Here is a 24433-nt window from a genome sequence, read left to right as displayed (position 1 = left end):
GAACCTGGCTCAGGCTGTTTTCACCTTTGCCGCCTGGCCGCGCATCAGCAACAGATAGAGAACACCTCCCAGCGCTGCGCCGAGCATCCATCCGAAGCCGGACAGATTGGCCATGGCGGGCACTACCACAGTTGACGCCGAGAACAGCGCGGCGATGGCGAATGCCACCAGACCACGCAGGTTCCAGCCGTTGGTATAGGTATAGGCATCACCTTCCCGGGCCGAGTACAGCGCCTGAATATCCAGCTTGCCGCCCTTGATCAGGTAGTAGTCGACGACAATGATGCCGTAGAAGGGCGCGACGACGGCGCCTACTGCATTGACGAAGCCCGACACGCCGATATGGCTGATGACCGACACCCATAGCGCACCCACGATCAGCGCGACACAGGCGGTGATCAGGCCTCCTGTTCGGAAGCTGATATGTCGCGGAAACAGGTTGGCCAGGTCATAGGCGGGGGGAATGAAGTTGGCGACGAGATTGATGCCTACGGTCGCGGCGAAGAAGGTCAACGCCGAGAGTAGTGTCAGCGGCAGGGCATCGACCCGCTCGACGATATCGGTGGGGTTGGTCAGAGCCTCGCCGAACAGCACCATGGTTCCGGCGGTGATGATCAGGGCAATGAACGAGAAGAAGGCCACGTTCAGCGGCAGCCCCAGCAGGTTGCCCAGCTTCATCTGACGCTCGGTACGCACGAAACGGGTGAAATCGCCGAAGTTGATCACCACTGCCGCGAAGTAGGCGACCATGGTACCGACGATGGCGGCAAAGGCCTGCAAGCCACCGATGCGGGCATCATCGCCAGTGCCGGAGAAGATACTGCCTACCGCCGGCAACAACTGGTCACCGGCCTGCCACCAGATAATCGCCATCAGCGCCACCATCACCACATAGACCAGCGGGCCGGCCCAGTTGAGGAAGTGCTTGATGCGCTCGATACCGGCCCAGAAGATGGCCAGTTGGAAGACCCATACGATCAGGAAGGACAACCATGCCACCGGCGATAGCCCGAGGGCCCCTTCGCCGCCATCGGTACCGATCAGGGCGGTGATCATCAGGGTAACGGCGGTGGAGGCGAAGTAGGTCTGCACGCCGTACCAGAATATCCCCACAATGGCGCGCAGCAGTGCCGGAAGATTGGACCCCCTCACTCCCATGCTGGCGCGGACCATGACCGGGAAGGGAATGCCGTAGCGTACGCTGGGCGAGCCGGTCAGGTTGACCAGAAACATCACGATCACACCGGCGAGAATGATGGCCGCCATCACCGCCCAGCCACTCAGGTTGTAGGTCAGGAACAGTGATGCGGCGAGGGTGTAGCCGAACAGACTCTGGATATCGTTGGACCACACATTGAATATCTCGAAAGCGCCCCAGTTACGTTTGGCATGGGGCAACGGGGCGAGATCCTTGTTGTATAGCGAGGCATCGACACGTGAGGTGTCGAGGTGCAGATCCGGTTCGTTCATGGGAGACACCTTGCGCTGTGGTGGTCGGAAATGGCCCTCCTGCTCGGGGGGCCCTGGGTCCGGGAGGTCCGTCACTCTCAGTGTAGGCAGGCCTGCCGCTATGTCCGCAGCAGGCGGCTGACAACTATTCGCTGCGAATGGCGGCGACGGCCGCACGGGCCGCTGCATTGACGGCGACTACCAACGGAACCTCGAAGCGAGGCTGCAGCCTGAACGCCGAGGCCGATAGCGGGCCTCCCCCCATGATCACGGCCTGGGCGCCATCCTCCTCGATGGAAGCTTGCACCGCTTTTGCCAGAGCGGCATCAAGAGCGTCGGGAGATTGCACCAGCTCGTTGGGATCACCCGGAGTGACCCTGACACCACGATAGAGGTGTTCATAGCCGAGGGACGCGGCCTTCTGGCGGAAGGATTCGATCAGCGCCTCGTCCGGGGTAACGGTGACAATGCCGAACTCCCGCTCGCCGCGGGCAGCCTCGTGGAAGACCTCCTCACCGATACCGAATACCGGAATATCGACTTCGGCGCGCAGCTCCTCGAGTCCGGGGTCGCTGAAGGCTGACACGATGATTGCGGCCACGCGCTCGTCTTCAGCGGCCTCAACGCCGATGGCAACGACACCCGGGGCGGCATCGATCATGTCCTGAGGCGTGGTCAGTAGCGGCGGGGCATCGGTGTTGCTGCGTTCGATAACGCTTGCCACCCCAGTGGTCTCGAGCCGAGCCAGTTCCGCCATGGAATGGGTGGCCTCGGCATTCGAGTTGGGGTTGATCAGCACGATGGCGTGATCGGGGGCGTCGGCCGTATCGGCGGCGTTATTCTCGGCGCTTGCCGTGGGTATGAAGGCCGCGAAGAGACAGGCGCTCAGCAGGCTGCAGGTGGCCAGCTTGTGACCCGAAACGGGAAGGAGATGCTTGCGCATGAGAGAACTCCATTGATTGTCGTTGTTGTCTGTTTGTCATCGTTGTCTGTTTGTCATCGTTGTCTGACAACTATTGTTGTCGACACATGCCGGCGACGAGGCGTGAGAGCCCGGGGGGCGCCAGGCGGCACTTGAGATGCCGCCCCGGTTTGTGGGGCGGCACCGGTGCTCAGTTGCAGAAGCGCTGGCAGGCGGGCCAGTAGCGCATCAGCAGCAGATAGGTCAGGCCCGCCGGGATCAGGCTGGCATACCAGGAAACGGTCGAGATGCTGAAGGCCGCGATCACGCCGACGACAGTGGCAACCAGAGCAGCAGGGTTGATGCCACGGTAGGGGCCGGTGGCGTCATACAGCTTGTCCAGGTCCAGAGTACGGCGGCGGATCAGATAATAGTCGACCACCAGAATCGCAAAGATCGGACCCAGGAAGGCGGAATAGGTCTGCACGAAAATCTGCAGGCCGGTTGCCGATTCATCCTTGACCAGCTCCCAGGGGAAGGTGGCAAAGGCCAGCAGGCCGACGACGATCGATGACTTGCGGAAACTGAGCTTGAAGGTGTCCATCAGCACATAGGTCGGTGGCACCACATTGTTGAGCACATTGGTGGTGACCTGGGCAAAGGCGATGAACAGCAGCGTGGTCATCAGCAGCGGCGTATTGTCGACGGCATTGGAAAATACCTTGATGGGATCGGAGACGCCGGTGGCTTCGGAGACCATGTAGCCGATCAGCCCCATGAACATGGTGCAGGGCAGGATCGACATGGCATAGATGGTGGTCAGCAGTCCAGGGCCGGAGCCTTCCTTGTGCTCGCGGGAATAGTCGCTGACGTTGAGGATCATGGTGCTGTAGATACCGAGGAACAGCATGGTGGCTCCCCAGAATGGCAGGCCCCACGAGCCTTCCATGGTCAGCAGGTTGGCCGACAGCGTGTCGCCGTAGCGCACCACGGTGCTGTAGAACATGTAGACCAGCGAGGCGAGGATAAAGGCACTACCGATGTTCTCCAGCCACTTGATGCCCTGGAAACCGAGCACCGAAAGGCCGATCTGCAGGAACTGGAAGCCGATGAAGAACAACACCAGGTTGTCATAGCCGAATAGCGTGGCCGAGACGAGGTTGAGGGCACCGGCACCGATCCAGCTCTGGAAACCGTACCAGACGATGGCCGGTACGGCACGTATCAGCCCCGGCAGGCGTGTGCCCTGGAAGCCAAACGAGCTACGCGCCTGGACCATGAACGGAATACCGTACTTGTAGCCAGCAGCACCGTTGAGGGCGAGTGCCACACCGATCACGAAACAGCCGATGGCAATCGCCAACGTGGCCTGGTAGAGGTTGAGGGTGCCAACCACACTCGATCCCATGGTGAAGGTGCCGATTGAGACACAGCCGCCGAACCAGGCCAGCAGATAAGAGGTTCGGCCCATGATGCGGGTCTTCTGAGGAGCCAGAGACTCGTCTCCGGCAGCCTTGGTCGTTGCGTGGTCAGCAGTGGCGCCCGTCGCCGGGCGCGGAGTCGAAGTAGACATGTCGATTCTCGCTCTGATGTTTGTTGTTGGAATTGGCCTTTGGAGTTCGTTTTCGCTCGGAAAGAGCGATTTATGCTTGTGAGTTACAGCGCCATCCGGCGCTCTTCGTGTTCCCGGACCATGGGGGTTCTGCAACCATGATCATGTCCTGGCAATGGTGGTTATTGAGCGGGTTCAAGTCCTGATAGATGGCTGAATTGGCCAGTGAAGGTCTTGGCTCGCGGGAAGGCCAGATCGCCAACCTTGCTGGTGGACAGTCCCAGTCCTACCAGTGCTTCAGCCAGTTTGACCGACGCAGTCACTCCCTCGACGACTGGCAACCCGACCTCACGACTGATGGTCTCGGTAAGGTTGGCCATACCGCCGCAGCCCAGCACGATAGCGCCGATACCATCCTCATCTCGTGCTCGGCAACTTTCTTCTATGATCTTTTCCAGCGCGCGATCACCATCATCCTCGAGGTCCAACACCGGAATTTCCGCCGCACGCACGCGGCGGCATTGATGGCTGAATCCGTACTGATCGAGCAGGTGCTCGGCGATGATCACGGTGCGGCCCAACGTGGTTACAACGGAAAAGCGGGTGCTGATAAGGGCCGCCATATGAAAGGCAGCTTCTGCAATCCCGATGACCGGTGCGCGGGTGATCTCGCGTGCCGCCAATAATCCCGGATCGCCGAAGCAGGCGATCACATAGGCATCTGCAGGTGACTCGCGATCCATGCGCATGATCTCTTCCGTGACACCAACGGCGCTGATGGCTTCATCGAAATGCCCTTCAATGGACACCGGGCCGCTGTCAGGCTGGGAAGCCGTCACTCTGGTGCCGGATGCTGCGATGGCGATGCCGGCATCACGAATGGTGGCGGTCATGCCTGCTGTGGTGTTGGGGTTGATCAGGTGAATATGCATATTGGCAATCCTGGCTGGCGCGATATTGGGTTGATGTGATCCAGTGTGCGACATGACGTCCTGTCTTTGTACACAAAATAGCTTCGCTTCGAATACGTATCAAGTCAAAGATACGCTGATCTGGCATGGTAGGTTTATCTTTTTAAAATCATGCTGTTATATAAGTTAGCAGCTTCATGGAATGCATCAACACGACTGTGTTCAATGGTTGTTTCATATATAGGCGCGATCATGCGGTCACATTTTTCGGATTTTTTGTATACATTTAAGGTGAAATATATGCCGTAAGGACCCTGTAGTGGTAGTAGCACTGCCGACAATGGTGCAGGAATGGCAAGGAGAGGGGCAGAATTGTCGAACCCGAGCGGCACGAGGGGTTGATGAATTGCTGCATACAGTCTATCTTTTCTTTGTATACATAACGGATGGCTGTAGATTCGGCAAAGCGTTGCCATGCTAACGGCACCTTCGCTCGAGATCGCAGCCTCCATAAAGAAATCCTAATAAAACAATCACATCAGTGCCTCGGGGCAAACGGTATTGGAGCATTAGCGTTCGAGTGCCGAAGTTCAGAGGCTCAGGAGAAAGGGCATGAGTACGTCGTCTTCCTATCCCCGTGATCTGATCGGCTACGGTCAGAACCCGCCTCACGCCAATTGGCCCGGTAAGGCACGGATTGCTGTCCAGTTTGTGCTCAACTACGAAGAAGGTGGTGAGAACTGCGTGCTGCATGGTGATGCCGGTTCGGAACAGTTCCTGTCAGAGATCATCGGTGCCGACAGTTACCCGGACCGCCACCTGAGCATGGAGTCCATCTATGAGTACGGCTCACGCGCCGGTGTCTGGCGTATTCTGAGGGAGTTTGAACGCCGTGGTTTGCCGCTGACGGTATTTGGTGTGGCCATGGCGCTGGAGCGCAATCCGGAAGTGGCACATGCCTTCAAGGAACTGGGCCACGAGATTGCCGGCCACGGCTATCGTTGGATTCATTACCAGCAGGTGTCGGAAAAGATCGAACGCGAGCATATGCGTCGCGCTATCGAGATCTTCGAAAAGCTGTATGGGGAGCCTCCGTCGGGTTGGTACACCGGCCGTGACAGTCCCAACACTCGTCGTCTGGTGATCGATGAGGGCAGCTTCCTCTATGACAGCGACTATTATGGCGATGATTTGCCGTTCTGGACTCGTGAAGCGGATAGCGAAGGCGTCGAGCGGTCCCATCTGGTGGTGCCCTATACCCTCGACAGCAATGATATGCGCTTCGCCGCTCCTCAGGGCTTCAACACCGGCGATCACTTCTTCACCTATCTGCGTGATGCCTTCGATGTGCTCTACGCAGAGGGTGAGGAGTCACCGAAGATGCTGTCGATTGGCTTGCATTGCCGTTTGATTGGACGGCCGGGCCGCTTCCGTGGCCTGCAGCGTTTCCTTGATCATATCGAGGCACATGATCGTGTCTGGGTGACGCGTCGAGTGGATATCGCCCGTCACTGGGCGGAGCATTTCCCTGCGCCGACTGGCCAGGCGTGATCGGAACTGCCGTCGACCAGCAGGGGCTGGTCGACGGCAGGGGGCGGCTGCAGTGTGGGACTCAGCCGGCCCAGCCGATGGCCTGGGCAACCAGCAGAAAGCCGAGCGAGATGATGATCCATACGCAGAACAGTGGGAAGAAGAACTTGACCCATTTCTGCCAGGGTACGCCCGCCAGTGCCAGAGTGGCCATGAAATAGCCAGACGTTGGATAGAGGATATTGCCGATACCGTCGCCGAGTTGATAGGCCAGCACGGCTGTTTGCCGAGTAACACCGATCAGGTCGGCCAATGGAGCCATGATTGGCATGGTAACCAGCGCCTGGCCACTACCGGATGGCACCACGAAGTTGAAGGCCAGTTGCGCGAAGTACATGCCGCTGGCGGACAGTAACGTCGGTAGTTCGCCAACCAGATTGCCGAGCCCGTAAACCAGGGTATCCATGATCTGACCATCTTCGAGTACAACGGCAACGCCACGCGCAATACCGGCGATCATCGCGCCGACCAGCACATCACGGAAGCCCTGGTTGAAGCCTTCGCAGATGTCTTCGGTGGTCAGGCCAGCCACCAGGCCAACAACAATGCCCATGATGATGAACAGGCCCGCCATTTCCATCATGAACCAGCCCTGAGCCAGAACGCCATAGACCAGCAGGGCCATGAAGGCGAAAGTCGTCAGTGCGGCCAGTTTCTGGCGTGGATTGGCGGTCAGCGCTCCATCATCGGTGGCATGAAGGTAGCTGTGACGCTTTTCGGTTTCGGTCGGATCATCGGCCATCAGGCTGGCAGCGGGGTCATGACTGACTTTCCTCGCGTAGCGCATGACGAAGAAAATGGCGGCAGCCAGAATCGCGATGAAGGCCAGCGTACGCAGTAGAAAGCCGGAGTACAGAGGCAGGCCGGATAGCTGTTGTGCCAGGCCAGTATTGATCGGGTTGAGCACCCCAGTGGCGAAGCCTGCGGTAGTGGCGCACAGCGCTACTGCGGCGGCGGTGACTGAATCAAAGCGCAGCGCAATCATCAACGGCAGAATGACCGGAACGTAAACCAGAGCCAGCTCCTGGGTACCGATGATAGTGGCGACGACGGCGAACACTGTCATCAACACCGGAATCATCAGCAGGCGTCGGTTGGCAAAGCGCCGACTCAATTTATCGACACCGATCTCGATGATGCCGGTGCGGCGAAGCACCATGAACATGCCACCGATCATGAAGGTGAAGAACACCACCTGGCCGGCGCTCATCAGGCCATTGGGAATGGCCAGCATGAAGTCAGTGAGTGTGGTGGGCGAGCCGTCGACGAACTGGAATGACTCGGCATCAATCGTGGTGCGTCCTTCGGGGCCCGGTACGCGCTGGTATTCACCCGCCGGTATAAAGTAGGTGGCGACAGAGGCCAGAGCGATGAAGACGAATAGAATGACGTAGATGTTCGGGATACGTAGCCCGGTCTTGCGTTTCGTGTTGGTGGCCTTGTCGGCCGCCTCGGATGATGTTGGTGTTGTTTGATTCATGATGCCCTCAGGGGAGGTGGTTGTTCCGTAAAGGCCAGTGTGGGACTTGCCTTGAGGCGCTGTTGGATTTGGTCACGCTTATAAAGCGTGTTGCGAATTGCGCCACCTGCCAGTGAATATTAATATGGAATCGATTTCCATAATTTTCGAACAAGAGCTGTCATAATAGGAGAAACGGGATGCTGGAACTTGTTGCGCAGCCACTGACTGCTGAGGCCTTCTCCGCCTTCGGTGATGTGATCGATTCGAGAACTTCTGAGCATTTCCCGATCAATGCGGGGCGTACCCAGCGTCACCATGATCTCGCCAGGGTAGAGACGTTGGGCGACAACGCGCATACCTTGATCAGTATCTTTGTCAGTCAGCCGATTTCACTGCCGCTGGAACTGACATTTCTCGAACGCCATCCTCAGGGCAGCCAGGCCTTCATGCCGCTGCACGAAGAGCGGTTCGTGATCGTCGTCGCTCCGCCGGGAGAGAACATTGATCCAGCGGACGTACGTGCCTTTGTCACTGATGGGCGTCAGGGGGTCAATTATCGTGCCGGAACCTGGCATGCCATCCAGTCAGTTCTGGAACGCGAAGGCGAGTTCCTGGTCGTTGACCGCGGTGGTGATGGCAACAATTGTGACGAGCAGCCCCTGGAGGCTCGCGTCACTCTGGGCTGAGTGGTTCGAGAGACAGATATTCAGAATACGATGACAAGGAAAATACAATGAGCACAGCCAATCCCGCTAGAAGCTACTACGCACCTCGTGGTGGCCATCCGGATCAGAAGGTCATGACGACCGATCGCGCCATGTTCACCGAGGCTTTTGCGGTAATTCCCAAGGGTGTTTATCGCGACATTGTCACCAGCAAGCTGCCGCATTGGCACAATACTCGCCTCTGGGTCCTGTCGCGGCCGTTATCCGGCTTCGCCGAGACCTTTTCCCAGTACATCATGGAAGTTGGTCCGGAGGGGGGGAGCGAACGTCCGGAGCCCAATCCCGATGCTGAGGGCGTGCTCTTTGTTGTCGAAGGGGAGTTGGAACTGACCCTCGCCGGCAAGACCCATACCATGGTGGCAGGTGGTTACGCTTTCATCCCACCGGGAAGTGACTGGCAGCTGTTCAACCGCTCTTCAGAGCCAGTACGCTTCCATTGGGTGCGCAAGGCCTATGAGCGTGTCGAAGGCATTGATCTGCCGGAGCCGATCGTCACCAACGAGAATGATATCGAGCCGACGGTGATGCCGGACTGCAATGAGGTCTGGGCGACCACGCGCTTCGTCGATCCGGACGATATGCGCCACGATATGCACGTCACTGTCGTCACCTTCCAGCCCGGCGGTGTGATTCCCTTCGACGAGACCCACGTCATGGAACATGGCCTGTACGTGCTCGAAGGCAAGGCGGTGTACCACCTCAATCAGCAGTGGGTCGAGGTCGAGGCCGGCGACTACATGTGGCTACGTGCCTTCTGCCCTCAGGCCTGCTACGCCGGCGGTCCCGGCCCCTTCCGCTATCTGCTGTACAAGGATGTGAACCGGCATATGAAACTGCCGACGCTGGACTGATGCTGACGTTGGATTAAACACATGTTCCATGGGAGCCCCCCCTCAGGCATCGGATGCTTGAGGGGGGCTCTTCGTTTCTGTCTTGCCTTTCGGCGCTCGGTTGATTGCCGTGATAGCGTCACCAGTATGGTGCACGTGTTCAGAGAGCAGCCGTCCTGCCAGTTCCCCATCTCGGACCTTGAGAGCTTCGAGGATGGCGCGGTGCTCGTCAGTGGATTCCTGCCAGCGGCCAAGGCGGTCCAGGGCCAGATAGCGAGCTCGTTCGAGCCGTCCCAGTAAACGCCGGTGGGTTTCTTCCAGAACCGGATTCCTGGCGCCCGCTACCAGCAACGAATGGATACGCTGGTTGAGGGTGAAGTAAGCGTCTCTATCGCCTTTCTCAAGCAGCTTTTCCAACTGTTCCTGTAGGGTTTCCAGCTGCTTGATTTCGGTATTGCTCATGCGCTCGGCGGCCAGACTGACCGCCAGACGCTCGATTCCGGCCTCGACCTCGAACAGGTGCTCGAGTTCCTGAGCATCAATGAGGCTGACGATCGCATTGCGGTTGCGTCTGGGGGTGATCAGGCCATCGCTGGCCAGCAGGCTGAGCGCTTCGCGCAGAGGAGTGCGTGAGATACCCAATTGCTCACACAGCGCGGGTTCGACGATTCTTGCCCCCGGCGCCAATTCGCCGTGGACGATCATCTGCTGAAGAACTTGATAGGCCTCCTGAGCCAGAGAAGTGCTTTGAATACGGCGTCGATGTGAAGTGGTATCGACAGAAGAGCTGGCGTCGCTATCCATGGTCATAGGCTGAGCCTTGTCGGTGAGCTGGCGAGTCGTATTTTTTTGTATTCAGTATATTTTGTGTTGCCGTCAGGCAGAAAGGCCATCGGTATACCGGTGGCGAAATGTTTTGCGATTGTGGTGCAAGAGCTGTGGTGCAAGAGTTGTGTCACAAGAGCTGAGATGTATCGGACTGGTCGATGAATACACCCGGGCCCGGGTGGGTGTCCATCCCGTGGCTCTCAGGCGATGCTGTCGGCAGGTCATTGGCCAGCGCGTTGGACGCCACACTCACTGCCAGTGTTGTACTCAACAACCCCATGGCCAGCCATGTTGAAAGGGGGCGTAGCAGATTCGGCAGCAGAGACGTTGTCATTGTTGTTTCTCGCTTTTCATGGAAGAACTCACACTTCGCGAATGGGATGAGGAGGCAGGTGCTGGCGACCAACCAGGCTTGACAGTGATTCGCTCAAGCCCTGGCAACCCTTGCTCGGAGGAGGGGCGAAACTGCCTCTACGTGGTGTATTGGCAGCAAGGTCCACCATCGCCTGGGCCTGGTGCATGGCACAGGTCACACCATCCAGTGCCGGAACAGGTAGCCGATCACTCACGCTGCGCGCGAGTCCGGCCAACGGCGCGCCGGCCAGGATCAGCACATCGGCGCCGTCATCGGCTACCGCGCGTTCGGCCAGGGCGATCAGGCGATCTCCCTGATCCTGTTGGACACGGCCGATATGAGCGAGAGGCTCATCGAGGGCGCGGATACTCGCTAGACGATCACTGAAGCCATAGCTGGCGATGGTTTCGCGGTACCAGGACTGGATTCGCTGGGAAATGGCGATAATCGAAAAGCGGTTGCCCTGTTGGCAAGCGCTGACCAGAGCGGCCTCGGTCATGCCCGTGACAGGGATGGGGAGAATCTCACGCAGGGCCGGTAGGCCCGGGTCTCCAAAGGCGGCAACAATCACCGCGTCATGCTGCATATAGTGTTCAGCGGCAATCTGCATGGAGGCGTACCCACCGATCTGAGCCTCGGCGCGGGTTTCTATGTAGGCAACGCCGAAAGAGGCGGTAGCCATGCTCAGCTCGGTACCTGGGCGAGCACTGCGGCGCGCTTCGCTTTCTATAAGGGAGGTGACATCCCGCGAGATGTTGGGATTGATGACAAGTAGTTTCATGGCGTGCCCTCGTGTTTGATCTTTTCAATAGCCCAGCGCGCGCGGTAGCCAGGTGACGATGCTCGGGAAGGCGATACAGACAGCCAGCACTGCGTACTGGAAGACAATGAATGGCCATGCGCTTTTCATCAGTTCGTTGAGACTGATGCGGGAGATGCCACACATCACAAACAGCAGAACACCCACAGGTGGTGTCATCATGCCGACCACCAGGTTCATCACGAACAGGAAGCCGAACAGCAGTGGGTCGATGCCATAGGCGAGGGCAATGGGAGCCAGCAGCGGAACCAACATGATGTAGGCGGCATTGGATTCGATGAACATGCCCACTCCGATCAGTAATGCCATGACCAGCAGCAGGAAAACCATCGGGTCGGAGGTGACGCCTTGTAGCCATGCGGTCAATTGCATGGGAATCAGGTCGATAGTGAAGGCAAATGTCATGGTCGAGGCGAAGGCGATCAGAGCCCCCACCATGGCGGCGGTGACCGCAGCATTGAACATTGCCTTGGGGAGATCAGACAGGCGGAGCTGGCGGGTAACGAAGAACCCGATCAGCAGCGCGTAGACCACGGCGATGGCGGCACCCTCCGTAGGCGTGAAGGCACCCGCGACGATGCCACCAACGACGACGATTGGCATCAGCAGGATCGGTAGGGCGCGCCAGGTCTGGACCAGTACATGACGCAGCCCGATGGTGCCACCGGCCAGAGGATAGCGGCGGCGCATGGCGATGAAGCTGGCCAGACCCATGAAGCCCAGCGCCAGAACGATGCCGGGTACCACGCCGGCCATGAACAGGCCGCCTACCGACACGCTGGAGCCCGCCATCAGCGCATAAACGATCATGGCATTGCTGGGGGGAATGATGGCGCCAAGGTTGGCCGCGGATGCCACTACGGCACTGCTGTAGCCCGTATCGTACTGCTGGCGCATGGAGGGAACCAGCGAGCTGCCCAGAGCACTGGCACTGGCTACGGCAGCACCGCTGACCGCCGCCAGCACCATGCCGGCGACAATGGCCACATGAGCCAGCCCACCGTGAACTCTCCCGATCAGGGAGTTGGCAAAGTCGACCAGGCGTTGCAGGATGCCCGCGGCAACCATCAGTTCTCCAGCCAGCATGAACAGCGGAATAGCCATCAAGGGGAAGCTGTTGACCGAGTGCATCATGCGCTGGGGGAGTACCGAGAAATCCATGCCGCCGACGTAGAGTCCGACGAGTGACGCCAGGCCGAGTGCAAAGGCCAGTGGCATACGCAGAAGAGCAAATCCAAGGAAGGTGAAGATGATGGCGGGAGTCATGACTCGCTTTCCTCCTTGTGGCTGGCCGGTACCGTGGACAGCGGGGGGAGCCGGAAGGCCTGAGCGACAAGATGCAGGCAGCAGTGCCCGGCACAGATCACTACCGCGATGTAGAAGACGGCGGCGGTGATCGGCAGCGTCGGCATCAGTTCCTGCCACTTGTCGCCAACTGCGCCCAGACTTATCCAGAAAAGCGCTGCCATGAAGGCCGCACCGATCAGCGCCATCAGGCGAGACAGTAGCTGTTGCATCCTGCTTGGCAGGAGAGTTATCAACGCATCGATACCGACATGGATGCCGACCTTGATGCCATGAGGAATGGCCAGAAAGATGGCCCATACGAAGAACAACCGAGAAAGTTCATCTGCTGAATCAATGGAGGTGCCCAGCAGATAGCGGGCGCATACCTGAGTGGATACCAGTATCGTCATAACACCCATTGCGACCAGAATGGCGTAGTAGGATGTGCGATCCAGTAGTGCCAGAACGTGCAGATAGTGTCGTGCCAGAGGGCTGGAAGCATGCGCTTCCAGCCGTTGCCAGGCGGATGTCATGACGAGGCCCCCTCAAGGACCTGATCGATGATGTCTGCGCCGATCTTGTCACGCAGGTCGTTCACGACGCTTTGGGATGCCTCACGCAAGGCCGCGCGAGTCTCATCGCTGAGTGGGGTGAACTCCATTCCTCGTTCGATCAGAGTGTTGCGAGCGGTCTCGTCTTCCTCTGCGGCGGTTCTGCGTTGCCAGGCGACGGCTTCAGCCATGGCATCACGTACAGCTAGTTGTTGTTCGTCCTCCAGGGAATTGAATTTGTCGCGGTTGGCAATCACCACGATGTAGTCATAGAAGTGGCCTGTGTCGGAAAGGTACTTCTGAACCTCATCCAGGCGCTTGGTACTGATGATGCTGTAGGGGTTCTCCTGGCCATCCAGAACACCCTGCTGCAGGGCACCGTAGACCTCGTTGATATCCATGGATACCGGGTTCGCACCGATGGCGCGGAAGGTGTCGAGGTGGGTCTGGTTGGGTTGCAGGCGGATCTTCAGGTCCTGAAAGTCATCCAGCGTTTCGAGAGGCCGCACATTGTTGGTTACGTTGCGGAATCCCAGCTCCATGTAGCCCAGTGCGATAAAACCTTTCTCGGCCAGCTTCTCATCCAGAAGGTCCCCGACTTCCCCATCGATCAGGTTGAAGGCTTCTTCGCGATCATCAAATGCGAAGGGCAGGCTCAGCGCCTCAAGCTCAGGCACCGTGCGTGACAGATAGGAAATACCGATCCAGGTACCCATGATGGCGCCCGAGCTGACCTGGTCGACATTCTCTCCAGCTCCCCCCAGCTGCATGTTGGGGAACAGCTGAGCGTCAAGTTCGCCACCGGTTCTCTCTACCAGTTCTTCCTTGAACATCTCCATGGCTCGACTGCTGGAATGGTCATCCGTGAAGTTGCCGCCGAAGCGTAGGGTCTCGGCTCCAGCCACAAGAGGAACGCTCAGGCTCAGCGCCGTCACCAGGGCAGCGCCATAGTGGGGGATACGTCGTGTTGTCATGGGATGTCCTTTGCTGCTGATTGTTGATCTTGTTGGTGACCAGCGCCCGTGTCCTGTGGAGGTTTGGTGCTGGTGTAGGAAACCATAGGTCAGAATGTAACAGAACACAAAATACCGAATACTGTATTTTTATTTTTTGTTTAAAAACAAATGGATAATAATTTTTTGATAAGTGCTGCTATTCATTGCTCTTCAACAGAATGTTTCTTGTATTTATTTGATTTTATTGATCTTTAAAGCCGGTCTTGGAGTGAGTGAAGGGGAGGCGGTGCGCGAACGCTTGGTGTTCAAGGAGGTTGGCAATATCAGAATCCTGTGCAACGCTTGAGAACAGTATTTAGTATTCGGTATACCAAATACCAGTTGTGCGACAAATACAACAATCGCAAGAGGCCACAGCCATGCAACGCACGCTTATCGGAATGCTGACGCCTTCCTCCAATACGGTATTGGAGCCCTACACCTCCGCTCTTCTTCAGGAGCTGGCACCGTCCGTCACCGCGCATTTCCAGCGCTTCAGGGTCAAGGAAATTTCGCTGGCCGACGCGGCCCTGGCGCAGTTTGATCCAACAGCACAATTGCAAGCCGCTGAGCTGCTCAATGATGCCCACATGGATGTCATTGCCTGGAATGGCACTTCAGCCAGTTGGCTCGGATTCGACACTGATCAGCGGCTATGCACCGCCATCACCGAGGCGACCGGGGTGCCCGCAACGAGCAGTGTGCTCGCCTTGAACGAGATTCTGGAACGTACCGGCGTGAGTCGGCTGGGGCTGGTGACGCCTTATCTGACCGACATCCAGGCCGCGATCATTGATAACTACCGCAAAGCGGGAATCGAGGTGGTGGCTGAGCGCCACTTGAATGACCGCGGCAACTTCTCCTTCTCCGAATACGGTGAAGACACGCTCGCCGAGATGGTGCGAGATGTCGCTGCAGCTCAGCCTCAGGCGATCACGGTCCTGTGCACCAACTTGCGCGGCGCAGGGATCGTCGAGGAACTGGAGCGGGAAGTCGGCATCCCCATCTACGACTCCGTCAGCGTGACCGTGTGGAAGACATTGGTCCTGTCCGGCATCGACCCGCTAAGGGTTCGTGGTTGGGGAGGAATGTTTCAGGATCCGCGTCTGGCTCGGTGACAGGGAGTTACCCGGCCAGGTATTGCATGACTTTTTCCCACCAGAAACGAGGTACACCATGCCAACAATGATAACCAGGGGTGCCATCGCAGGAGTTGCTCTCGTCGCGGGGGTGGCGATGGCCGATCAGTCCCGGGCGGAGACTGCGCTACGAGTCGTCGGCAACTTTTCCGGTAACACATTACACGTGGAAGGTGTTGAGCGACCGTTCTTCGACGAGCTGAATTCTCGCAATGACCTTTCTGTCGTCTACAACACCATGGATGCCATTGGTGTCGAAGCTGCCGATGCCTTGCGGCTGATTCGTTCAGGTGCCTTTGATGTGATGTCGGTACAGATCGGGATGGCCTCCCGCGACGAGCCCTTTTTCGAGGGGATCGACCTGGCCGGTGTGGCGGCTGATCTGGATACTCAGAGAGCGGCTGTGAACGCAGTGCGCGAGAGCTTTGACGAGCGACTTCAGGAGCGTTTCAACGCCAAGCTGATGACGCTCTGGCCCTTTGGTCCCCAGATGATGTTCTGCAATGGCGACATCGAGAGTGTCGACGACCTTGCCGGCAAGAAGGTTCGTGTATTCACCCCATCCATGTCGCGACTCGTGGAAGGCCTGGGCGCCATCCCCGTGACTCTACAGTTCAGCGAAGTCTATCTGGCGCTGCAGCGAGGTGTCGCCGATTGTGGAGTGACGGCACCATCTGCCGGAAACAATGGAAAATGGCCAGAGGTTACCGACCGCTTTGTACCGCTGCCGCTGTCTTATTCGGTGCAGGGTCACTTCATGAATCTGGATACCTGGAACAGCTTTGATGAGACACAGCAACAGGAGCTGAGTGAAGCATTTGCGCGTCTGGAAACGCAGATGTGGGAGCTGGCGTATCGAGTCAATGACGATGCCATTGCCTGTAATACTGGCCAGGAAAGCTGTGCCGACCATCAAGTCTATGACATGGCACTGGTCGAGATTGACCCGGACTCACGAGCACATATTGAACAGCTTACCGAGGATGTAGTGTTGCCGAAATGGGCTGAGGATTGTGGTAGGCAATATCCTGATTGCGCCGCAGTCTGGAACCAGACCGTAGGTGCCGCTACCGACCTGACCATCCAGTAGGAACTTGTCTCCTGGAGCAAGACTCCAGGAGACAGGAGGACCCTGATGAGAAAGAATGACGCTGATTATCTGCCGAAACGGTTGGCAGGTGGCGCTGCGGTAATTGCAGGTTATGCCACATTAGGCCTGGCGATATTGATCACATTTGAGGTGGTGGCGCGCAAGGTCTTTTCCTTTTCCCTCCAGGGGGCTGACGAGATTGGTGGATATGTGCTGGCGACAGGAGTCTCATTCAGCCTCGCTTACACCTTGTTGGAACGCGCTCATACCCGGGTGGATGTTCTGTTGGGACGTTTTCCGGTTGTAGTGCAGGGAGGGCTGAATGCGCTGGCCATGGCGCTGTTGGCCGCCTTTTCGCTGTTCATGTTGTGGAGAGCTGCTGAGACCCTGGCCGAGACGCTTGAGTTTGGTAGCCTGGCCAGTACGCCCTTGCAGACACCATTGTGGATTCCGCAGGGGTTGTGGGTTGCTGGGCTTGGCGTATTCGCGGCCTTGAGCACTCTGCTGGCGGTGAGAGCAGTGGTTCTGCTGGCAAGAGGGCAGGTAACTCAGCTCAATACCGAGTTCGGGCCGCGTTCGGCGCAGGACGAGTTGAACCAGGCACAGCAGGATTATCGAGGGGACGAGGGTGACTCCACATCCGTCACGTCTCCCGGGAGTCAGCAGACATGATGGGAGCATTCGAAGTTCTGGTCGGCTTCTTGATCATGCTCGGCATGATGGCAATTGGTGTGCACGTGGCGGTGGCGATATTTTCGGTAGCCCTGATCGGCACGCTGACGTATCTGGGGATGCCATTGTTGTATTCGTTTGGCGATACCCTCTGGGGAACACTCAATGACTTCATCCTGACATCGATTCCACTTTTCATCCTGTTGGGAGAACTGCTGCTGCGAAGTGGCATAACCGATCGCATGTACCATGCTCTGTCAGTCTGGTTGAATCGTTTGCCTGGTGGGCTGTTGCATACCAATATTGGTGCATCGTCGGTCTTTGCTGCGATGTCAGGATCGTCCGTAGCTACCGCAGCGACGATCGGCACGGTGGCATTACCGGCATTTTCGGAACGAGGTTACAGTGAGCGTCTGGCGCTGGGTACCCTTGCCGCCGGGGCAACGCTGGGAATCCTGATCCCACCCAGCATCAACATGATCATCTATGGGGCGATTACCAATACTTCCATAGGTAAGCTGTTCATTGCCGGTATTCTGCCGGGCATGGCGCTTGCGGGGGCCTTCATGCTGATCATCATGGCGATCAGTGTGTTACGACCGGGAGTGGCCGGCAGGGCTGAGGAGCGCATACCGTTTCGGGCGCGCCTTGCCGCATTGCTGGATCTGCTTCCCCCGGCCTGTGTCTTTGCCATCGTCATGGGCAGCATCTATAGCGGTTGGGCGACGCCTACTGAAGCTGCAGCGCTTGGGGTAGTGGCGGCGCTGGCGCTGTCGGTGATCAACCGTAAGCTCAGCTGGCCGATGCTGCATGAGTGTTTTCTGTCGATGGCGCGTACCACGGCGATGATCATGCTGATTATCGTGGCGGCATTCTTCCTCAACTACATCGTTGGTATTCTCGGTATTCCTCATGCCTTGACCCAATGGGTGGCGGAGTTGGGACTTTCTCCTATTGGTCTCATTCTGGCATTGGTGGTCTTTTACCTGGTGCTGGGCTGTTTCCTTGAGACCCTGTCGATGATGATTGCCACAGTTCCCATCGTTGTGCCGATGGTAGTGCAGTTCGGTTTTGATCCGGTATGGTTCGGAATATTCCTTGTCATCATGATGGAAATCTCTCTGATAACGCCACCCATTGGAATGAACCTTTATGTGGTGCAAGGGGTGCGTGGTCGGGGCTCCATTTCTGATGTGATGCTCGGTAGTCTGCCATTCCTGGCGATCATGCTGCTGTTCGTTGGACTGATTATATTGTGGCCAGGACTTGTCTTGTGGCTACCGGAGGCCATGGGCTGACGGCCTCGGTTTAAAGCAGACTGCACGGGAGAAGAATCGCCATGAATTTTTACCATGACAATGACAACTAATGAGGCGGTGCTGAAATGAAAAGGTTCGATACCCTGATCAAGAATGGGCTGATCATTACGGCTGCCGATCGCTACACCGCGGATATTGGTATTCGAGATGGCCGTATTGTTGCTTTGGGTCAGGAGCCCGGTGAGGCGGACGAGACGATCGACGCTGACGGGCTTTGGGTGATGCCTGGTGGGATTGATGCGCACTGTCATCTTGACCAGCCGCTGGGGGATGGAGCGGTGATGGCCGACGACTTCGATACCGGGACGCGTTCAGCAGCATGCGGCGGGACGACCACAGTGATTCCCTTTGCGGCCCAGTTCAAGGGCCAGAGTTTGAGGGCTGCTGTGGCGGATTACCACCAGCGTAGCGAAGGCAAGGCCTGGGTCGACTATGCCTTCCACATGATCGTCACGGATCCCACCGAGAAGGTGCTGAAGGAGGAACTCCCCGCATTGATTGAAGAGGGGTACAGCTCGTTCAAGATCTATCTGACCTATGACGATCTCAAACTCAATGATCGTGAGGTACTCAACGTGCTGGCGCTGGCGCGCCGTGAGGGCGGCATGGTGATGGTGCATGCAGAGAATGCTGACTGCATTGCCTATCTCACCGAACTGCTTGAGGAACAGGGAAAAACCGCTCCATACTTTCATGCTGAGGCTCACTCATCCATCGCTGAACGTGAGGCCACTCATCGTGCTATTTCGTTGGCCGAGTTGATCGATGTTCCTGTGTTGATTGTGCATGTCTCAGGCCCGGAGGCCATCGAGCAGATTCGCTGGGCCCAGGGGCGTGGCTTGAGGGTCTACGGTGAAACCTGTCCCCAGTATCTGATGTTGACGGCGGATGACCTGGATCAACCAGGATTCGATGGCGCCATGTGTGTATGTAGCCCGCCACCCCGAGATCCCGCTGCCCAGGAAGCTGTCTGGCAAGCGCTCGAGACAGGGGTCTTTCAGGTGTTCTCATCGGACCACGCGCCATTTCGCTATGACGACCCGAAGGGCAAGAAGCTCAATGGTGAGTCGGCAAGCTTCACTCATATCCCCAACGGGATCCCGGGACTGGAGACACGACTATCGATCCTGTTCTCCGAAGGAGTGATCAAGGAACGCATCGATGCCACTCGCTTTGTGGCCTTGACGGCGACCAATCCGGCGAAGATCTATGGGCTCTATCCCCGCAAGGGCACAATTGCTATCGGCAGTGATGCCGACATCACCCTGTGGGATCCTCGAGCACGCTCTACCGTGCGTAATCAGGACCTGCATCATGCGGTTGACTACACACCCTACGAAGGGCTGGAGTTGATCGGCAGGCCGGTGTTGACCCTTTGCCGTGGCACGGTGGTATCCCGCGACGGCGCCCCGGCAGGGAGCCCGGGCTATGGACAGTTCCTCGAATGCGAGCGACCACAACCGGCACGTCCGCGGGGCATGAGTAAGGGCTTCTGAGCGCCACCTGGAATTGCCGACACTGAACAGATAGTTGACCTCAGATTTCGATATTATTGTCTGTAGAAACGGCTATCTGTCGAAACAATCCTCTGACGAAACGCTGGTTTTTCAGGGTTATAACCCGTCGCCCTCGGAGCATTCTGTTCCGGGGGCATTCGTCGTGTCTGTAAGCGGTCATTGGCGAGATTGATCATCGACCTTTAGGGGCGTTGGTCATGTATACAATGCACAGCGACCTTCTCGTATCCGGAACTTATTTTTCAACGCCTCAAGACATCCTCAGCGAGGGCTCTCCAGGGTCTTTCTCTGTTCCTTCCCCTTTCTTTTTCAGTGTTTCGTCGCTTCATTTCGAAGAATGACGAGAGATAGTTTCTTGTAATTTTTTTAATTAAAACAATTAGTTGATTTGCGTCTGTGCTGGTATGAGAAAGGCTTGTGGAATTTTTTTCCAATTATCTGGTAACGTTGCTTTACAGCTGATACAACTAATGAAAAGAATTTCCACATAAAGAAATAAAATAAGAATCTGCATTTTTTTGTACACAAAGCTAGATGCATAAGAAAATGCATAGACACCTGAGGTCCGAGCCATGCAGCGCAAGCTCATCGGAATGCTGACACCGTCATCCAATACCGTGCTGGAACCCTACACGTCGGCAATGTTGCAGGAATTGGCACCTGATGTGACCGCTCACTTCCAGCGTTTCAGGGTCAAGGAAATCGCCCTGGATGCTGCCGCCCTTGCGCAGTTCGATCCGACAGCACAGTTGGAAGCCGCCGCACTGCTGGGTGATGCCCACATGGATGTCATTGCCTGGAACGGTACCTCGGCCAGTTGGCTGGGTTTCGAGAGAGACCGCCACTTATGTGCTGCGATTGCCGAAACGACAGGGGTGCCTGCAACGAGCAGCGTACTCGCATTGAATGAGATCCTGGCGCGGACCGGTGTGGAGCGTCTGGGACTGGTGACACCTTATCTCGACGAGATCCAGGCCGAGATCATCGGCCATTACCACAAGGCTGGCGTCGAGGTGATCGCTGAGCGTCACCTGAACGATCGCGGCAACTTTTCCTTCTCGGAGTACCACGAGGACATTCTCGTCGACATGGTCCGTGATGTGGCCAGAGCCCGGCCTCAGGCAATCACGATTCTGTGCACCAATCTGCGTGGTGCAGGAATTGTCGAGGCCCTGGAGAAGGATATCGGAATTCCCATCTACGACTCCGTCAGCGTGACAGTGTGGAAGGCACTGATCATGGCCAATGTTGACCCGGCAAGGGTCCGTGGCTGGGGAGGGCTGTTCCAGGACCCGCGCCTGACGGCGTGAGGTCCGGAGGCTCGGTCAGGCGCTTCCTGACCGGCACGACGCAAGGGCAAGACCACCACCAACAATCCCAATCACGAGGTGAACTGATGCCAATCATGACTCCCAGGACAATTGCGCTCGGCGGAACACTTGCCGCTGGCATGCTGGTAACAGGGCTGACACAGGCCAGCGACACCCTGTTGCGCACGGTCGGCAACTTCTCCGGCAACAAGCTGCATGTCGAGGAGGTCGAGCGGCCCTTCTTCACCGAGCTCGATGCCATGGACGGTCTGAAGGTCGTCTACAACCCGATGGACGCGATTGGTGTCGAGGCCGCCGACGCCTTGCGTCTGCTTCGCTCTGGCGCCTTTGATGTCATGTCGGTACAGATCGGTATGGCCTCACGCGATGAGCCCTTTTTCGAAGGAATCGATCTGGCCGGGGTAGCCGCCGATCTGGAGACTCAGCGAGAGGTGGTGAACGCGGTACGCGAGAAGTTTGACGAGCGCCTGCAGGAGCGCTTCAACGCCAAGGTAATGACGCTTTGGCCCTTTGGGCCTCAAATGATGTTCTGCAATGGTGATATCGAGAGTGTCGATGATCTCGCCGGCAAGAAGGTCCGTGTGTTCACTCCCTCCATGTCGCGGCTGGTGGAAGGCCTCGGGGCGATCCCTGTGACGCTGCAGTTCAGCGAGGTCTACCTGGCCTTGCAACGAGGCGTTGCCGATTGCGGTGTGACGGCACCATCCGCCGGCAACAACGGCAAATGGCCGGAAGTCACCGATCGCTTCGTGCCGTTGCCGCTGGCGTATTCGGTGCAGGGACATTTCATGAATCTGGATACCTGGAATGGCCTTGATGAGACGCAGCAGCAGGAACTCAGCGAGGCATTCTCACGCCTGGACGATCAGCTGTGGCAGTTGGCCCACGATGTCAACGACGACGCCATTGCCTGCAACACCGGCCAGCAGAGCTGCTCAGGCCATGAGGCCTACGATATGCAGCTGGTGGAGATCGATCCGGATTCCCGCAGGTTGGTCGAGTCGATTGCCAGCGAGGCAGTGCTGCCGGTGTGGGCCGAGACCTGCAGCAAGCAGTACGCAGCCTGCGTTGAGGACTGGAATGCCACCGTCGGTGAGGTTACCGGCCTGAGCATCCAGTAAGTCTCGTCAACCCGAGCCCCGGCCGTGGCCGGGGCTCCCGTGGAGGTTTCCGATGGAATCCCGAAGTCCCTACTGGTTAGCTCGTAGTCTGGCGCATGGTGCAGCCGTGGCTGCCGGCTACGCCGTGCTGGTCCTGTCACTGCTGATCACCTTCGAGGTGATCGCACGCAAGCTGTTCAGCTTTTCGTTGCAGGGTGTGGATGAGATCGGCGGTTATGTGCTGGCGATCGGTGTCTCGTTCAGTTTTGCATACGCCCTGTTGCATCGCGCCCATACCCGGGTCGACGTGCTGCTGGCCAGACTGCCGGGCAAGGCGCAGGCACCACTCAATGCCCTGGCCATGTTGATGCTGGCCGGCTTCTCACTGTTCATGCTGTGGCGGGCCGTCGAGACGCTGATCGAGACACTGGAGTTCGGCAGTCTCGCCAGCACCCCGCTGCAGACCCCGCTATGGCTCCCGCAGAGCCTCTGGGTTCTGGGGCTGGGAGTCTTCGCTGTGCTGACCAGCCTGCTTGCTCTGCATGCCCTGAGGCAGTTGTTCAGCGGTCGGTTCCTCGCGCTCAACAGCGACTACGGACCCCGCAATACCCAGGATGAGTTGGACGAAGCTCGGCATGACTATGCGCTGCAGGATCAGGCCGACGACTTGACCACCACGCCGCAGAGGAAAGCGTCATGATCACCGCAATCGAGGTCCTGGTCGGCTTTCTCATCATGCTGGGCCTGATGGGGGCTGGTATCCACGTGTCGGTGGCCATCTTTACAGTGGCTGCTCTCGGCACCTTGATGTACCTGGGTACGCCGCTGCTGTATTCCTTCGGCGATGTCCTCTGGGGCACGCTCAATGACTTCATTCTGACATCGATTCCGCTGTTCATCCTGCTGGGGGAGCTGTTGCTGCGTAGTGGCATCACCGAACGGATGTATAGTGCGTTGTCTGTCTGGCTCAACCGTATGCCTGGCGGGCTGTTGCACACCAACATCGGTGCCTCCTCGGTATTTGCTGCCATGTCGGGTTCCTCGGTGGCGACCGCGGCTACCATCGGAACCGTAGCGCTTCCAGCATTCGCCGAACGTGGCTACAACGAGCGCCTGGCGCTGGGGACGCTGGCTGCCGGAGCGACGCTGGGGATATTGATCCCTCCCAGCATCAACATGATCATCTATGGGGCAATCACCAACACCTCAATCGGCAAGCTGTTCATTGCCGGGATACTTCCCGGTCTGGCATTGGCTGGGGCCTTCATGCTGGCCATCATTGCTTTCAGCCTGTTGCGCCCGGACGTAGCCGGGGAGGCCGAACCTCGGGCCTCGCTCCGCGAGCGGCTGGTATCACTGGTGGACCTGCTGCCACCAGCTTTTGTCTTCGCCATTGTCATGGGTAGCATCTACAGCGGCTGGGCAACGCCCACCGAGGCGGCGGCACTGGGTGTGGTGGCGGCGCTGGTACTGGCGGCGATCAATCGCAAGTTGAGCCTCGCCATGCTCCATGAGTGCTTCCTGTCGATGGCGCGTACCACGGCGATGATCATGCTGATCATCGTGGCAGCCTTCTTCCTCAACTACATCGTGGGTATCCTCGGCATCCCCCATACCCTGACCCAATGGGTCGCCGATCTGGGGTTGTCGCCATTGGGCTTGATCCTCGCGCTGGTGATCTTCTATCTGGTACTGGGCTGCTTCCTCGAGACGCTGTCGATGATGATTGCCACCGTACCCATCGTGGTGCCCATGGTGGTGCAGTTCGGCTTCGACCCGGTGTGGTTCGGTATCTTCCTGGTGATCATGATGGAAATCTCGCTGATCACTCCGCCCATCGGTATGAACCTCTACGTGGTACAGGGCGTGCGTGGGCGTGGCTCGATTGGTGATGTCATGCTCGGCAGTCTGCCGTTCCTCGCCATCATGCTGCTGTTCGTCGGGTTGATCATCCTCTGGCCTGGGCTGGTCCTGTGGCTGCCCGGCGCTGTGGGATAGAACGATGTCTT

23 protein-coding genes are annotated in these 24433 nt (G+C 57.8%); 12 read left to right on the top strand and 11 right to left on the bottom strand.

Translation table 11 applies throughout. The features are described 5' to 3' along the window. Positions 1 to 9: 9 nt before the first annotated feature. From AR456_RS15865 to AR456_RS15850, 4 genes are all read right to left on the bottom strand, one after another. Complete coding sequence (locus AR456_RS15865; protein ID WP_021818357.1) at positions 10 to 1470, bottom strand: NCS1 family nucleobase:cation symporter-1; 1461 nt, start codon at positions 1468 to 1470, stop codon at positions 10 to 12. Positions 1471 to 1594: 124 nt separating this feature from the next. Then, positions 1595 to 2392, bottom strand: a complete 798-nt coding sequence (locus AR456_RS15860) for an aspartate/glutamate racemase family protein (protein WP_021818358.1) — start codon at positions 2390 to 2392, stop codon at positions 1595 to 1597. A gap of 169 nt (positions 2393 to 2561) precedes the next feature. Next, complete coding sequence (locus AR456_RS15855; protein ID WP_021818359.1) at positions 2562 to 3923, bottom strand: NCS1 family transporter; 1362 nt, start codon at positions 3921 to 3923, stop codon at positions 2562 to 2564. A 161-nt stretch (positions 3924 to 4084) separates the two neighbouring features. Further along, complete coding sequence (locus AR456_RS15850; RefSeq protein WP_021818360.1) at positions 4085 to 4834, bottom strand: aspartate/glutamate racemase family protein; 750 nt, start codon at positions 4832 to 4834, stop codon at positions 4085 to 4087. 591 nt (positions 4835 to 5425) lie between these two features. Between AR456_RS15850 and puuE the strand changes: the two genes are divergently transcribed. After that, a complete protein-coding gene (gene puuE, locus AR456_RS15845; protein WP_021818361.1) occupies positions 5426 to 6364 on the top strand; it encodes an allantoinase PuuE in 939 nt (312 codons plus the stop codon). Positions 6365 to 6425: 61 nt separating this feature from the next. On the opposite strand, the gene AR456_RS15840 is transcribed toward puuE, so the two are convergent. Continuing rightward, positions 6426 to 7883, bottom strand: coding sequence for a YfcC family protein (locus tag AR456_RS15840; protein WP_021818362.1), 1458 nt, complete (start codon positions 7881 to 7883; stop codon positions 6426 to 6428). Between the two features lie 179 nt (positions 7884 to 8062). Between AR456_RS15840 and AR456_RS15835 the strand changes: the two genes are divergently transcribed. Both AR456_RS15835 and AR456_RS15830 read left to right on the top strand, forming a co-directional pair. Then, positions 8063 to 8551, top strand: coding sequence for an ureidoglycolate lyase (locus AR456_RS15835; protein WP_021818363.1), 489 nt, complete (start codon positions 8063 to 8065; stop codon positions 8549 to 8551). A gap of 47 nt (positions 8552 to 8598) precedes the next feature. Further along, on the top strand, positions 8599 to 9441 hold the full coding sequence (locus tag AR456_RS15830; protein WP_021818364.1) for a bifunctional allantoicase/(S)-ureidoglycine aminohydrolase: 843 nt from the start codon (positions 8599 to 8601) through the stop codon (positions 9439 to 9441). Between the two features lie 42 nt (positions 9442 to 9483). On the opposite strand, the gene AR456_RS15825 is transcribed toward AR456_RS15830, so the two are convergent. The 6 genes from AR456_RS15825 to AR456_RS15800 all read right to left on the bottom strand — a co-directional run bounded on the left by AR456_RS15825 (position 9484) and on the right by AR456_RS15800 (position 14235). After that, entirely contained in the window at positions 9484 to 10230 is a 747-nt protein-coding gene (locus AR456_RS15825; protein ID WP_021818365.1) for a GntR family transcriptional regulator, read from the bottom strand. 145 nt (positions 10231 to 10375) lie between these two features. Next, positions 10376 to 10582 (bottom strand): hypothetical protein, encoded by a 207-nt coding sequence (locus tag AR456_RS15820; protein ID WP_021818366.1) that lies wholly within the window; start codon positions 10580 to 10582, stop codon positions 10376 to 10378. A 28-nt stretch (positions 10583 to 10610) separates the two neighbouring features. Further along, positions 10611 to 11384, bottom strand: coding sequence for an aspartate/glutamate racemase family protein (locus AR456_RS15815; RefSeq protein ID WP_021818367.1), 774 nt, complete (start codon positions 11382 to 11384; stop codon positions 10611 to 10613). A gap of 24 nt (positions 11385 to 11408) precedes the next feature. Beyond that, entirely contained in the window at positions 11409 to 12689 is a 1281-nt protein-coding gene (locus AR456_RS15810) for a TRAP transporter large permease (RefSeq protein WP_021818368.1), read from the bottom strand. Further along, positions 12686 to 13243, bottom strand: a complete 558-nt coding sequence (locus tag AR456_RS15805; RefSeq protein ID WP_021818369.1) for a TRAP transporter small permease — start codon at positions 13241 to 13243, stop codon at positions 12686 to 12688. The genes AR456_RS15810 and AR456_RS15805 overlap by 4 nt, the downstream gene beginning before the upstream one ends. Next, on the bottom strand, positions 13240 to 14235 hold the full coding sequence (locus AR456_RS15800) for a TRAP transporter substrate-binding protein (RefSeq protein ID WP_021818370.1): 996 nt from the start codon (positions 14233 to 14235) through the stop codon (positions 13240 to 13242). The genes AR456_RS15805 and AR456_RS15800 overlap by 4 nt, the downstream gene beginning before the upstream one ends. Before the next feature lie 401 nt (positions 14236 to 14636). On the opposite strand from AR456_RS15800, the gene AR456_RS15795 reads away from it, so the two are divergent. From AR456_RS15795 to AR456_RS15755, 9 genes are all read left to right on the top strand, one after another. Continuing rightward, positions 14637 to 15374 (top strand): maleate cis-trans isomerase family protein, encoded by a 738-nt coding sequence (locus AR456_RS15795; RefSeq protein WP_021818371.1) that lies wholly within the window; start codon positions 14637 to 14639, stop codon positions 15372 to 15374. Between the two features lie 58 nt (positions 15375 to 15432). Continuing rightward, positions 15433 to 16485 (top strand): TRAP transporter substrate-binding protein, encoded by a 1053-nt coding sequence (locus AR456_RS15790; protein WP_031207456.1) that lies wholly within the window; start codon positions 15433 to 15435, stop codon positions 16483 to 16485. Between the two features lie 45 nt (positions 16486 to 16530). After that, positions 16531 to 17157, top strand: a complete 627-nt coding sequence (locus AR456_RS15785; protein WP_021818373.1) for a TRAP transporter small permease subunit — start codon at positions 16531 to 16533, stop codon at positions 17155 to 17157. After that, positions 17154 to 18455 carry a TRAP transporter large permease gene (locus AR456_RS15780; protein ID WP_021818374.1) on the top strand — a complete coding sequence of 434 codons (1302 nt, stop codon included), beginning with the start codon at positions 17154 to 17156 and terminating at the stop codon, positions 18453 to 18455. Before AR456_RS15785 ends, AR456_RS15780 begins: the two co-directional genes overlap by 4 nt. Positions 18456 to 18541: 86 nt before the next feature. Further along, positions 18542 to 19972, top strand: coding sequence for a dihydropyrimidinase (gene hydA, locus AR456_RS15775; RefSeq protein WP_021818375.1), 1431 nt, complete (start codon positions 18542 to 18544; stop codon positions 19970 to 19972). A 593-nt stretch (positions 19973 to 20565) separates the two neighbouring features. Further along, complete coding sequence (locus AR456_RS15770) at positions 20566 to 21303, top strand: maleate cis-trans isomerase family protein (protein ID WP_021818376.1); 738 nt, start codon at positions 20566 to 20568, stop codon at positions 21301 to 21303. A gap of 86 nt (positions 21304 to 21389) precedes the next feature. After that, the gene (locus AR456_RS15765; RefSeq protein ID WP_021818377.1) at positions 21390 to 22445 is read left to right on the top strand and encodes a TRAP transporter substrate-binding protein; all 1056 of its coding nucleotides are present in this window, start codon (positions 21390 to 21392) and stop codon (positions 22443 to 22445) included. Positions 22446 to 22497: 52 nt separating this feature from the next. Then, complete coding sequence (locus AR456_RS15760; RefSeq protein ID WP_021818378.1) at positions 22498 to 23124, top strand: TRAP transporter small permease subunit; 627 nt, start codon at positions 22498 to 22500, stop codon at positions 23122 to 23124. Next, positions 23121 to 24422: a TRAP transporter large permease gene (locus AR456_RS15755; RefSeq protein ID WP_021818379.1), complete on the top strand. Its 1302-nt coding sequence runs from the start codon at positions 23121 to 23123 to the stop codon at positions 24420 to 24422. The genes AR456_RS15760 and AR456_RS15755 overlap by 4 nt, the downstream gene beginning before the upstream one ends. Positions 24423 to 24433 lie beyond the last annotated feature (11 nt).

It is taken from the genome of Halomonas huangheensis (assembly GCF_001431725.1).
Classification (GTDB): Bacteria; Pseudomonadota; Gammaproteobacteria; order Pseudomonadales; family Halomonadaceae; genus Halomonas; species Halomonas huangheensis.
Note: the sequence above shows the minus strand (reverse complement) of the source record. Positions and strands in the feature narration are given on the sequence as shown.